Origin of the sequence: Blautia sp. CAG:257, from assembly GCF_000433815.1 — a bacterium.
GTDB lineage: Bacteria > Bacillota > Clostridia > Lachnospirales > Lachnospiraceae > Blautia_A > Blautia_A caecimuris.
This window is the reverse complement of the sequence record NZ_HF998988.1, coordinates 1-13,210: the sequence shown is the minus strand read 5'-3', so window position 1 is coordinate 13,210 and position 13,210 is coordinate 1. Positions and strand designations below refer to the sequence as shown.

The window sequence follows — 13,210 nt, the reverse complement described above, 5'->3', positions numbered from 1 at the left end:
TAGGCATCAAAAAAATTTGTAAAAGTTGTTGCAAAAACATATACAGTTTGGTATAATACCAAATATCGGGGTATGGCGTAGCTTGGTAGCGCGCGCGGCTGGGGGCCGCGAGGTCGCAGGTTCAAATCCTGTTGCCCCGATTTATATTTAAGAGTGGAAGATTTCCGAGATTTCGGGAATTTTTTTTTATTAAGAAAATAATTGTTCACAACAACCTGGTCCAAATGCATTTCCAATTATTTTTTGTAATGGTATTTTGTCCTGTGTGTTTCGGTATTTTGGTATATATTGAAATATTCTATAGAATCATATTGTGCGAATAATTATCGGAAGCAATCAGAGGTATAAAAACCTCTGATTTTTTTCTTGACAGAATTGTATGATATGTGTTAGTCTATATCCATCAAAACAATTTAATACGTAAATGCGTTGATAAGGAATAGTACATGAAAACTGGAGCACAGAGAGCTGTCGGCTGGTGGAAGACAGTGGAAGGGAATCATGGAACTCACCTTGGAGTATCTGCCCCAAAGCCAGTGGTTAGTAGGCGCAGACGGAATCCACCGTTATATGGAAGGGATATAAGGATTTTCAGCAGACAGATGCAAGAGGAAGATTCCGTATCCTGTGAGTGTATGAAACTGTTCATAAAGAAGAGTGGTACCGCGGAAGTATAATCTTTCGTCTCTTACAGAAATGTAGAGATGGGAGATTTTTTTGTATACCGGAAAAGCAGCATATTCTGTATTGATTTTTCTGGTATATAAAAATGCTCCAGGAGGATGGAAAGAGTTCGAAGCTGTCTTGTCTGTTCTGTTCTTTTGCAGAGAAATCTATTATATATTTTTTCTGTAAAAAGGTACTGTTCTGCATACTGGCAGAAATATCTGAAAAATATGAATGGAACAGTCTGTGAAAATGGTTTTTCGCTATGCTTTTGTTCTTTTTATAAAGAGAAATATCACATTGAAAACGCATGATACGAAAATGGAGGGAAAAAGAATGGAAAATGTAAAAAAATATCAGAGGCAGTATCATATGCCGCCTGAAAAGTGTACAAAGTGGGCGCAAAAAGAATATGTAGAAAAAGCTCCGTCCTGGTGCAGCGTGGATCTTCGCGACGGAAATCAGGCCCTTGTGATTCCCATGAGCCTGGAGCAGAAAATAGAGTTTTTCAAGCTTCTTGTAAAAATTGGCTTTAAAGAAATTGAGGTTGGTTTTCCGGCCGCTTCTGAGACGGAATATACATTCCTCAGAACTTTGATCGAGCAGGACCTGATCCCGGAGGATGTAACTATCCAGGTTCTGACTCAGGCAAGAGAACACATTATCAGAAAAACCTTTGAGGCGGTCAAAGGCGCTCCAAAAGCGATCATCCATGTGTACAATTCCACTTCTGTAGCACAGAGAGAGCAGGTATTTAAAAAGTCAAAAGAAGAAATTATCCGTATTGCCGTAGAAGGTGCACAGCTTTTAAAAGAACTGGCAGAGGAGACGGAAGGCAATTTCCAGTTTGAGTACAGTCCGGAAAGCTTTACAGGAACAGAGCCGGAATATGCTCTTGAAGTCTGCAATGCGGTGCTGGACGTATGGAAACCAACAGCGGAAAATAAATGCATTATCAATCTTCCGGTAACTGTTCAGCTTTCCATGCCTCATGTGTACGCAAGTCAGATTGAATACATGAGCACTCATATGAAGTATCGGGAACATGTGATTCTTTCTCAGCATCCTCATAATGACAGAGGCTGCGGTGTGGCTGACGCAGAGATGGGACTTCTGGCAGGCGCAGACAGAGTGGAGGGAACTCTTTTTGGAAACGGAGAGCGTACCGGAAATGTGGATATTGTAACTCTTGCAATGAATATGTATTCTCAGGGAGTCGATCCGGGGCTTGATTTTTCAGATATGCCGGGCATCTGTGAGGTTTATGAAAAATGTACGGGCATGAAGGTAGATGAAAGAAGCCCCTACAGCGGAGCGCTTGTGTTTGCTGCTTTTTCCGGATCACACCAGGATGCTATTGCCAAGGGAATGCACTGGAGAGAGGAAAAAGATCCGGGTCACTGGACAGTTCCTTATCTTCCTATTGATCCTACAGATGTGGGAAGAAATTATGATGCAGATGTGATCCGTATTAACAGCCAGTCCGGAAAAGGCGGCGTAGGTTATATTCTGGAAACACAGTATGGTCTGAATCTTCCGGCAAAAATGCGGGAGACAATGGGGTATGCTGCCAAGGCTGTTTCTGACCACAGTCATAAAGAGCTGCATCCGGAAGAAATTTTCAGCCTGTTTAAAAAGACCTTTGAAAATGTGGTGGAGCCATATCGTGTGGATGAGGTTCATTTCCGGCAGAAAGACGGAGGCTTTGTTGCTCAGGTAACATCCAGCTTTAACGGAAAAACAATTACCACAGAAGCTGCCGGAAACGGACGTCTTAACGCAGTCAGCAATGCTCTGAAAAAGGCATATGAACTTAAGTTTAATCTTGTAACCTATCAGGAGCATGCGCTGGAGCAGAGCTCCAGTTCCAAGGCTATTGCATATGTGGGTATCCAGAAGCCGGACGGCAGTCTTTCCTGGGGCGCCGGTGTAAACTCGGATATTATCCATGCCTCTGTTGACGCGCTTGTGACAGCTATTAACAACCGATAGAAATACTCAGGGATCATAGATCAATGATCATAAGAGAGGATGGTCTGAAAAAAATATAAATTTTCAGCTGTCTGGCCCTGTACGGGGAGATATAGGATTTCCGGCTCCTGCAGAGTGTATGCTGTAAGGGTTAAACGAAAATTTTAATCTGTATATGTATGTTATGTAATTATGTAAGCGGCAGTTCAGTGACAGAACTGCCGTTTTTGCACACAAAGCAGGATTTCATTGTGGCAGATACCACGCTTTTCCGGGTAGTGCTTCACTTGCTGGTCGTATTCACAGAACAGTTTTTCGCCGTTCTGGTAAGTAGCGGGTATTTAGTTGTATAAGGTTTATATCCGATCAGACGAATATAATTATCATTTCATTAAAAGTGTTGCTAATAGATACAAGGCAATAATATGGGTTGGATAGAAAATATAGAAAAAATTTTTAAATCCTTTTCCTTTCTGCCCATTATACAGAACCATAGGAATCAGAGCTAACAAGATAGCCCATTGTACACCTCCAAATCTAAAATACGCAATAGCCCCAACTACAATAACAACAGCAATTTGGATACGACGGTTTTTCCTAAAAATATAAAGCAGAATCCCCATCAAAACATACAGTAAGCCGCCTTCAACAGAAACGGGATTCGGAAGCAGCATAGAAATAAATGCCAATGTTTGGAGTAATCCACCGGATGTAGACCCAGATGAAATGAGATAGCTCATGAGAACCATCGGCAGCATAAACAGGATTGGTAAAAGCATAAACAAAGCAGCTTTTCCAATATCTTTCTTATTCTTTTTCCTTATACCTGCTTTTATATAGTCCCAGCTTAGCATATATATTGCTACGACAAAAAATGTGCTGAACGCATTGTTCGCCAGCATAATCGTATCGTTAGGAACAAGCCGTTGCACCATAAAGGTTAAAATCGTCATACCCCAACTTGCAAACAACAGTCTTTTAATATATCCTTTTTTGCTGTGGGTATAGTAAAAACTATCTGCGGCAAGAAACAGGAATAACGGAAATACAGGGCGCCCAAATAAATCAATCCAATGAGGGACGCCCATAGAATTCTTGTTGGAGTTCACATCCATAATGGAATATCAGAGCAATACTTCGCAAAACCAAAGCTACAAGGATTCCTTCTATAAATAACAATACACTGAGGTGATAATATGGATATATCGGACATATCACAGATAAAAATGCAAAAACAGAGATTTTTTCAATGCATTTTGTTGTGTTGCTAGTAAAGGGCGATTCAGCTTTTGAAATGCAACTAAATAGTTTTTTTGAGTATCTAACCATACAAAACATGCAGCTGCATTTTATGATGAAACAAATTAATAATATAATCCATTCACTAAAACTCAACCCCATGTCTGCTTGTATCATCTGTGTTACCAAGTATTCCGGACTAATAATCTGACTTAATAATGTTCCACTTAAAAGAAGTATGGCGCCAATATTTGCTATCATTGTAATTGCAGCAATAATGGTGCAGACAACTGATAATAAATGTGTTGATTTTTTTAAATTTAACTGATTCATAAAATTAAGCTCCTTTCATTTCACAACTCACATCATATCATATTTTATATCTTTATCAACTATATTTTAATGATAAACATAAATTAAAATGCGTTTATCATTAAAATATGGCAAATCGTAAACAGAGGAAAATTTTTCTCTGGAATTTTTCTTACCTCTGAAATCTTAATTTTTCACTGGATTTTTTGAAATATTCCTGTTAAACTTAAATTAAGTATGCCCGCTCACAGAAAGAAGGGCATGGACACCTTCTGTTTTTGCAGCAGATATATTTTATATAAGAAAGGAAATTCATATGCTAAAGATTAAAAGCTATGAAAGAGTAAACAGTATTGCAGAAGCTTACGAGCTGAATCAGAAAAAATCAGCCTGCGTGCTTGGCGGTATGGTATGGCTGAAAATGGGAAACCGAAATATTTCCACAGCAATTGATCTGTCTGGTCTGGGACTGGACACTGTTCAGGAGCTGGAAGATGAATTTGTGATCGGATGTATGACAACACTTCATGATCTGGAAACAAATGCAGCTCTGAATGAATTTACAGGAGGAGCAGTCAGGGAGAGTCTGCGTCACATTGTAGGAGTGCAGTTTCGGAACTGTGCTACAGTTGGAGGCAGTATTTTCGGAAGATATGGATTTTCTGATGTTTTGACCATGTTTCTTGCAATGGATACCTGGGTGGATATGTATCAGGCAGGAAGAATCCCGCTTACAGAATTTGTAACACAGAAAAAAGACAGGGATATTCTCCAGTCTGTGATCGTAAAAAAGACACCTCTTAAAGTCACATATTTAAGCCAGAGAAATTCTGAGACGGATTTTCCGGTTCTTACCTGTGCGGCTTCTCTGATTGGAGACACGCCGAGAACCGTGATCGGGGCAAGACCCGGACGGGCTATGATTGTTGAGGATGCGGAAGGGATTCTGAAAGACTTTGGTGAAATGACTAAAAACCAGAAGCCGCAGGCAGCGCAGGATTTTGCCCGCTATGCCGCAGAACATGTGCCGGTGGGATCAAATATGAGGGCTTCTGAAGACTACAGAAAGCTTCTCACACAGGTACTCACAAGGCGAGCATGGGAAACAGTAGGAGGGATGAAAAAATGAAGCTGAGCTTTTGGCTGAATGGAGTTTACCGTCACGATGATGTTGAGCCGGATACGTTGCTGCTGGATTTTCTGAGAGACAAAGGCTGCTATAGTGTAAAGAGAGGCTGCGAGACAGCGAACTGTGGATTATGCACTGTACTGATGGACGGAAAGCCTGTACTTTCCTGCAGCACGCTTGCGCTGAGAGCAGAAGGCAAAAAAATTGTGACCATGGAGGGAATGCAGAAAGAGGCAGAGGAGTTCGGCGCATTCCTTGCAGATGAAGGCGCAGAACAGTGCGGCTTCTGCAATCCGGGATTTATCATGAATGTTTTTGCAATGGAAAAGGAACTTGAGAATCCTTCAGAAGAGGATGTGAAGGAGTATCTTGCCGGAAATCTCTGCAGATGCTCCGGGTTTGTGGGACAGACAAGAAGTATCCTGAAGTATCTTGAACATAAAAAATCACAGAAAAAGGAGGAGGCAGAAGAATGAGCTATGTCAGCAGGCCGGTAAGAAAAAAAGACGCCATGGCGCTTGTAACCGGAAAGCCGGTATATACAGATGATCTGGCGCCGAAAGATTGTCTGATCGTCAAAGTTTTGCGAAGCCCTCATGCCAATGCCTGGATCGAGGAGATTAAAACAGGAACTGCCCGTCAGGTAAACGGAATTGCCGCTGTTTATACATATAAAGATGTTCCCCAAAAGCGTTTTACCCTTGCAGGACAGACTTATCCGGAGCTGAGTCCGTACGATCATTATATTCTTGACCGCAGACTGAGATTTGTGGGCGATGCTGTGGCGATTGTGGCAGGTGAAACAGAGGAGGCAGTAGACAGGGCGCTGAAACGGATCAAGGTAAAATATCAGGTTGACCAGCCTGTTCTTGATATGCATAGAGCAAAAGACGCTGATATCCTGGTACATCCGGAGGAAGACTGGGAGGCAAAAATACCAGTAGGGGCAGATAATAAGAGAAATCTTTGTGCTTCAGGACTGGAGGAATCCGGTGATGTGGATAAAATTCTTGGCGAATGTAAGTATACTGTGGACCGGACCTATCACACCAAAGCAAACCAGCAGGCAATGATGGAGACTTTCCGGACCTATTGTTATATGGATCATTTCGGACGTCTGAATGTGGTATCATCCACACAGATTCCTTTTCATGTAAGAAGAATCCTGGGAAATGCTCTGGACATTCCCTCTTCGAAGGTTCGTGTGATCAAGCCAAGGATCGGAGGCGGCTTTGGCGCAAAGCAGACTTCTGTCTGTGAGATTTATCCTGCATTTGTCACCTGGATGACAGGCCGTCCGTCAAAAATCATTTACTCCCGTTACGAATCCCAGATCTGCGCATCTCCTCGTCATGAGATGGAGATCCGTGTAAGAGCAGGCGCAGATGAAAACGGAATCGTTCGCGCCATTGATGTCTATACTCTTTCCAATGCAGGCGCGTACGGAGAACACAGTCCTACGACAGTTGGATTAAGCGGGCATAAATCCATTGCCCTTTATCGTCATACGGAAGCTTATCGTTTTGCCTATGATGTTGTTTATACCAATGTACAGGCAGCAGGAGCGTACCGTGGATACGGAGCAACACAGGGAATCTATGCAGTTGAATCAGCAGTGAACGAGCTGGCTGAGATCATGGGAATGGATCCGGTAAAGATCCGGGAGCTGAACATGCCTCTTCAGGGAGAGCCTCTTCCTGCATATGGAGACTGTGATACAGCAGAAAGCTGTACCATGGATCAGTGTATGGAACGGGCAAAGGAAATGATGAACTGGGATGAAAAATATCCCTGTAAGGATCTTGGAAATGGAAAAGTCCGCGGAGTAGGTGTTGCCATGGCCATGCAGGGTTCCTCGATTGCAGGAATTGACGTGGGCGGCGCAGATATGAAGCTGAATGAAGACGGTTCCTATACACTGGGACTTGGATGTGCGGATATGGGTACCGGCTGTGATACCATTCTTGCCCAGATGGCAGCTGACTGTATGGAAACTTCAATAGATAATATTGTTGTGTTTGGGGTAGATACAGATATTTCTCCATATGATTCCGGCTCCTATGCCTCAGCCACAACTTACACCACCGGAATGGCAGTAGTTCAATCCTGTCAGGAGCTTCGCGGTAAAATCTGCGCTCTTGGCGCAAAAATTCTGCAGGCGGATCCGAAGGAAGTAAATTTTGACGGAGAATTTGTATTTACAGATGAAGAACATAAGGTTTCTCTGAAAGATATTGCCATTCAGGGAACCTGCGGAAATTCTCAGGAGCTTCAGGTTACAAGAACCTATTCTTCACCGGTATCTCCGCCGCCTTTTATGGTAGGAATGGCAGAAGTAGAAGTGGATAAAGAGACCGGAAGCACAAAGGTGATCGATTATGTGGCAGTGGTGGACTGCGGAACACCCATTAACCCGAATCTGGTACGGGTGCAGACGGAAGGAGGAATTGCACAGGGAATTGGAATGGCTCTCTATGAGGATATTCAGTATAATGAAAAAGGCGCTGTCCGCAACAATTCCTTTATGCAGTATAAGATTCCGTCCCGTCTTGATATCGGAGATATCCGGGTAGAAATCCGGGGAAGCTATGAGCCTACCGGTCCTTTTGGGGCAAAATCTGTAGGCGAGCTGGTAATTGACACTCCTTGTCCGGCAATTGCCGCAGCAGTATATAATGCCACAGGCGTCAGGGTTCGTGAACTTCCGATCACACCGGAAAAAATAGCAATGGGAATTCTTCAAAAAGAATCGGAGAAATAGTATGGGAATGGTGGTTAAACTGATTCTGGCAGGATTCTGGCTGGTTCTTGTACCGGCCGCTGCCGGAATCCCGTTTACAGGAAAAAAACAGTCCGGTTTTTCAGAAACATTTCTGAACGGATATCTGGTGCTTTTTACTGTAATGGAAATCCTTACTTTGCCTATGACAGTTATGAAAATGCCTCTCCATGTGCTGACTGCTGCCTGGGGAGGCATTGGAATAGTACTGGCCGTTTTTGGACTTTTTGCGTTTGGAAAAAGGAAAGCTTCTTTTCTGTCTGCCTGGAAAGAAAAAAAACGTCCGTCCTTTTATTTCTGTATTGCCATATTACTTATTCTCCTTCAGATAGCAGTGTGTTCACTGATGGCTCATATGGATGCTGACGATTGTTTTTATGTGGCAACGGCTACAACAGACGTTTACACAGATACGATCTTTGAGGTGGATCCCTATACAGGAACTGCATACAGGGTGCTGCCCAGACGATATGTGCTTTCGCCGTTTCCGGTATTTCTGGCAGTGGTAAGTCAGCTGAGCGGCAGACTCCATCCTGCAGTTATGGCACATATGGTATTTCCGGCAGTTTTTCTTTCAATGGCGTACATGGTGCAGGCTGTGCTGGCAAAAAAATGGTTTCCCGGAGAAAAGAAGGCCCAGGGGATCTATCTTCTTCTGGCAGCATGTATCTGCAGCTCTTCCGGCTATTCTGTTTACAATGCGGGAAACTTTCAGATGGTTCGTATCTGGCAGGGAAAAGCTGTTTTGGCTTCCGTACTTTTGCCGTATCTGCTTTGTTTGTGTATATCGTTTTTCCTCGAAAAAAAGCAGGAGATATCTTGGGTTCCACTGGTGCTTGCCAATATAAGCTGCTGCCTTCTGTCCTCTATGGGAGTGATACTTGCACCTCTTTTGACAGGCTGCTTTTTTATCATTTCCCTGATTGTCAGGAGAGACTGGAAACGGGCATTGGTAGGATTTTTATGCTGCCTGCCTTCCATTGCCCTGGGGATCGTGTATATTTTAATGGGCTGACAGGAGGATGGAAATGAAAGAAGTATTAAAACAGTCAGTAAATTTCTGGCAGAGCTACTGGGGTGACAGCCTGATGCCGTGGCTGCTTCTGGCAGCTGTTCTCTTTCTTGTGATCTTCAGAAGAAAGAAAAAAAGCACAAAATATCTGTTGTTTTATCTTTTTCTGGTTCTGTCTCTGTTTTTCTGCCCGCCTGCAGCCAGGATCATACAGAAGTGTATAGGCTCCAGTGTATACTGGCGTGTTCTCTGGCTTCTTCCGGTAGTTCCTGTTATTGCTGTGGCTATGACAGAATTTCTGAAGGAGAGAAAAGGCATTTTGCAGTTTCTCTTGGTCATAGCGGCGGCAGGAGCGGTAGCTGTGTGCGGAAAGGGCATTTGTCAGGCTGGAAATTATAAGCTGGTTCATAATTACCAGCAGGTGCCGGATGAGGTGGCAGCCATCTGTGAGATGGTAAAGCAGGATGCCAAAGATTCAGAGTTCCTTCTGGCGGCAGATAATTATATTGGACCTTATGTCCGTGTGTATGATCCGTCTATTTATATGCTGTTTAACAGAGAGGGACGGGGCGGCGCTGGCGAAGGAGTAAGGCAGCTTTATCTGGAGATCAATGCGCCGGTGTTTAATTACCGCAACATTGCGTCTGTGGGAAAAAGACTTTCCTGTAATTATCTGGTTGTAAAAATTCCGGATAAGCAGCAGAAAAGTGAACTTGAACTATATGGATACCAGGAGGTGGGAACAGCCGGAAGCTATGCCCTGTACCGGCTGGGAGATTCAGCAGATGCTGTAAGAAATCCCATTCTTGACCGTTGGGACTGGAGATGAGAAAGCGGATGAGACCGCTTCGGACTTTCATAATCCCTTGATTATTGAGGGAATTGTATCATTTTATACACCAGATGCAGACTGGATGCGGCAGTCTGCATCTGGTGCTTTTTGCTTTTATATACTTTTAAAATCCGGCGTCCCCATAAGGTCGTAGGGGGTGCTTTGATACACGTAATAATTCAGCCAGTTTGTGTACAGGTACGAAGAAAAAACACTGTAAAATCAATGGTTTCCGGCATTGCGTACACCATGAAAAATCGTCTGTACACCATTTTTACACCATTTACCCTAATTTAATGATTTTATTTGAATCCAACAAATCAGGCATATCATTAAAGCCTATGGTACTTTCTAACAGTTTTATATCATCAGTTTTTTTCTGTTGCATAACACTTGTGTACAAATCCATTGTCATTGATAACGAGGTATGACCGAGATATGTCTGTACTGTTTTGGGCTGTATCCCTGATTCAAAACATCTTGTAGCAAATGTGTGTCTGAATGTATGACCTGAAAAACTTTCAAATTTTTCCAGAGAATCCCTTGTTAAATTTATTTCTTCTATAATCTTATTAATTGCAGCACTATAAAGTACAGAGTTTAAAGGAGTACCATATTTCGTTGTGAATAATAAATCAGGAAAGGCTAAATTATTTTGATAAGGTGATTTATGCAAAACGACCTGATGTAATTGTATCTGTCTGTATAATGCATCCTGGCAAAATTTATTAATAGGTACAGCCCTATAACTGGATCGTGTCTTTGGCATTTCAACATGGAATGTTTTTTTTGTATCTCCTTCTAATTTCTGGTACAGCAGTGTTTTAGTAACAAGGATTTCTTTATTCTTAAAATCAATATCCTTTTCTGTGAGGGCAAATAACTCTCCGGGTCTAAGTCCTGTATTGATCGCAACTACAAAAAGATTGTTGTAAAATGTGCCTGCACTGCATTCAAAAAATGCCTGTTGTTCTTCTCTGGATAAAGATTTTATATAATTGGTTGGCTTGTTTTTAGGTAATCGTACACCTTTTGCAGGATTCTTGTACATAAAATCATCTTCCATAGCACGATTAAACATGTCTATTAAAATCACTTTAACTTTATTTAGGGATTCCCACTGATATCCTTTTTGGGAAAGTTGATTAATCGCATCTGTTATCATTAATTTTGTAATGGAATCCAGTTTCTTATTACCTAAATATGGCTGTATAAGTTTTTGATAGATATATTCGTAATGCCTTTTGGTATTTTTTCTTATAACAGGTTCCTTATAAACTCTCATCCAGATATCATACCATTCATCTAAAGTGGTAGTAGGTGTTACTACATTTTTCTTTTCCAGATCTTTTGAAATAGCCTGTGCTAGGTTAGCTCTTACTTCTTTTAATGTGCATCCATAAATTGAACAACGTTTACCAAATCGGTTTACAAAACGTGCCTGATAAACACCATTTGCTCTTTGGCTAATGCCGTTTCCTAATTCTTTACCTTTTAAATCTTTTCCCATTATAACTCCCTTCTTATCTTATTTCCTGAAAGAAGAACGCAAGGAAAAGAAGATATATCTCCATAAATAATAGTATCACATATAGAATTGTAGCTCAATACCTGATAAGAGGTAACAATCAGAGCTTTATAAATTTGCTGTCAAAGAATGAAACCCAAAATGCGTTTTAAGGCAGCAGAATGACATAGACGAGAAAAGCTTTATACAAATATACAGAATCCATTTTAGCTATGCTTTTGAAGCTTAAAGAGTGATTCTGAATCAATGATAACAACAAATAAGAAAATAATTCAATTTTAAGGAGGAAAACAATATGATCGTAGATAAATTGCACTTTATTCGTTTAGTTCATCACAAATTAAAAAAGGAATGGGATATAAAAGTTAGATACTGGGATGTCTACTATATGATACAGGCATTCATTGAAGTTGTTGTTGAAATCATGGAAGATGGAGACACGCTTAAATTAAGTGGATTAATGACACTTGCTCCGCATTATAAGAAAAGCAGAAAATATAATATCGGTGGTGCTAAGTATTCCGTAGATGAACACTATATCCCTAAAGCAAAATTCCATAAAAATATCAAGGATGCATGTCAGGTATACGGGGAATCTCTATTGCAGTTGGATAAAGAGATGAAAGAAATGGAAGGGGTAGAAGAATGATGGATATAGAAACAAAAATATGTACACGCTGCGGAGTAGAAAAACCGATAGAAAAATTTCAGTTAAATAAGCTTAAAGGTCAGAAGCCCTGCAGAATATCTGTCTGTAATCAATGCCGCTATCAAATCAAAAAAGAAAGAAAAAATAAATTAAGTGATGATATAGATATTAAAATCACACGGCAGTTCAAGAAGATTGTACCGCAAAGAATTTTAGATACCAAACAATATGGGATTGATTTAGTTGGAGAAGATGAGATATTTGTGCCTAAAGCAGATTGCATAAACTTTTGGATTTCAAATTACGGGAGAGCTGTTCAAAGGAAAGATGATGGATATTCTGTAAAAGAAGGACAGTATGATAAAAAGGGAAGCTTGTTTTACAGAGTAAAAAAAGAGAGATATAAAAACGGAACATGGGAAATATATAATTCCTCAATTACTGCTGCAAAGGCGGTTATTGAGGAATTTGTTGTTAATCCGGATGTAAAGAACAACGATCACTATTGGCACAAGGGATTTAACAAGAGAGATAACTATTATAGAAACTTATATCCGTTGAATCAAGAGCAGTATCGTATTGTGAGATCTTATTTTATGGACACAGGCGAGGATTCTGAAGAGTTCATTATAAAGGTAATGAATGATATTAAATTTAAACCGCATGACTGGAGCGGTAAATACTTGAAACCTACCATGTGTGGGATTGGGTATGCTGGAACAGAAAGAGATAGTAAATCAGTATCGTACATAAAATGGCATGATATGATACACAGAAGTTATAATGCAAAATTTCACATAAGAAATCCGCAGTATAAGGATTGTGAAGTCTGTGAAGAGTGGAAGAACTATAGTAATTTCAAGGTATGGTATGAAACGCATTGTTACGGAGATACAGTCCTGGATTTAGATAAGGATATTTTATATAAAGGAAATAAGGTATATAGTCCTGAAACCTGCTGCCTTGTTCCACATATCATTAACACAGTTTTTATCAATGGCAAAAAAGATAGGGGAGATTATCCCATAGGAATCTATTTCGATAAAGATAAGAATTGGTCCTATGTCAAGATTTAGTACAAGTTAAAATGAGG

The 13,210-nt window shown here is 40.9% G+C and carries 11 protein-coding genes, 1 tRNA gene and 1 other annotated feature; of the genes, 9 read left to right on the top strand and 3 right to left on the bottom strand.

Features of this window, described 5'->3' with window-relative positions:
* Window positions 1-66 precede the first annotated feature (66 nt).
* Together QVP40_RS01140 and QVP40_RS01135 are read left to right on the top strand one after the other, a co-directional pair.
* Window positions 67-140: transfer RNA gene (locus QVP40_RS01140), tRNA-Pro, on the top strand.
* Between the two features lie 280 nt (window positions 141-420).
* Window positions 421-692 (top strand) — a binding site (T-box leader).
* A gap of 310 nt (window positions 693-1,002) precedes the next feature.
* Window positions 1,003-2,658 (top strand): 2-isopropylmalate synthase, encoded by a 1,656-nt coding sequence (locus tag QVP40_RS01135; protein WP_022066679.1) that lies wholly within the window; start codon window positions 1,003-1,005, stop codon window positions 2,656-2,658.
* A 362-nt stretch (window positions 2,659-3,020) separates the two neighbouring features.
* Here the strand turns inward: QVP40_RS01135 and QVP40_RS01130 are convergent, their stop codons facing one another.
* Window positions 3,021-3,725, bottom strand: a complete 705-nt coding sequence (locus QVP40_RS01130; RefSeq protein ID WP_288200105.1) for a TraX family protein — start codon at window positions 3,723-3,725, stop codon at window positions 3,021-3,023.
* On the bottom strand, window positions 3,703-4,209 hold the full coding sequence (locus QVP40_RS01125; RefSeq protein ID WP_022066677.1) for a hypothetical protein: 507 nt from the start codon (window positions 4,207-4,209) through the stop codon (window positions 3,703-3,705). Before QVP40_RS01125 ends, QVP40_RS01130 begins: the two co-directional genes overlap by 23 nt.
* 295 nt (window positions 4,210-4,504) lie before the next feature.
* Between QVP40_RS01125 and QVP40_RS01120 the strand changes: the two genes are divergently transcribed.
* Genes QVP40_RS01120 through QVP40_RS01100 form a run of 5 tightly spaced genes read left to right on the top strand, consistent with a single transcriptional unit; the run spans window position 4,505 to window position 9,937 of the window.
* Window positions 4,505-5,317: an FAD binding domain-containing protein gene (locus QVP40_RS01120; protein WP_022066676.1), complete on the top strand. Its 813-nt coding sequence runs from the start codon at window positions 4,505-4,507 to the stop codon at window positions 5,315-5,317.
* Window positions 5,314-5,793, top strand: a complete 480-nt coding sequence (locus tag QVP40_RS01115; protein WP_022066675.1) for a (2Fe-2S)-binding protein — start codon at window positions 5,314-5,316, stop codon at window positions 5,791-5,793. Before QVP40_RS01120 ends, QVP40_RS01115 begins: the two co-directional genes overlap by 4 nt.
* A complete protein-coding gene (locus QVP40_RS01110) occupies window positions 5,790-8,078 on the top strand; it encodes a xanthine dehydrogenase family protein molybdopterin-binding subunit (RefSeq protein WP_022066674.1) in 2,289 nt (762 codons plus the stop codon). The genes QVP40_RS01115 and QVP40_RS01110 overlap by 4 nt, the downstream gene beginning before the upstream one ends.
* Before the next feature lies 1 nt (window position 8,079).
* Window positions 8,080-9,111, top strand: a complete 1,032-nt coding sequence (locus QVP40_RS01105) for a DUF6077 domain-containing protein (RefSeq protein WP_022066673.1) — start codon at window positions 8,080-8,082, stop codon at window positions 9,109-9,111.
* A 13-nt stretch (window positions 9,112-9,124) separates the two neighbouring features.
* On the top strand, window positions 9,125-9,937 hold the full coding sequence (locus QVP40_RS01100; RefSeq protein ID WP_022066672.1) for a hypothetical protein: 813 nt from the start codon (window positions 9,125-9,127) through the stop codon (window positions 9,935-9,937).
* A gap of 286 nt (window positions 9,938-10,223) precedes the next feature.
* Here the strand turns inward: QVP40_RS01100 and QVP40_RS01095 are convergent, their stop codons facing one another.
* Window positions 10,224-11,450: a tyrosine-type recombinase/integrase gene (locus tag QVP40_RS01095; protein WP_022066671.1), complete on the bottom strand. Its 1,227-nt coding sequence runs from the start codon at window positions 11,448-11,450 to the stop codon at window positions 10,224-10,226.
* 313 nt (window positions 11,451-11,763) lie between these two features.
* On the opposite strand from QVP40_RS01095, the gene QVP40_RS01090 reads away from it, so the two are divergent.
* On the top strand, window positions 11,764-12,117 hold the full coding sequence (locus QVP40_RS01090) for an HU family DNA-binding protein (RefSeq protein WP_022066670.1): 354 nt from the start codon (window positions 11,764-11,766) through the stop codon (window positions 12,115-12,117).
* On the top strand, window positions 12,114-13,193 hold the full coding sequence (locus QVP40_RS01085) for a hypothetical protein (RefSeq protein ID WP_288200100.1): 1,080 nt from the start codon (window positions 12,114-12,116) through the stop codon (window positions 13,191-13,193). The genes QVP40_RS01090 and QVP40_RS01085 overlap by 4 nt, the downstream gene beginning before the upstream one ends.
* Window positions 13,194-13,210 lie beyond the last annotated feature (17 nt).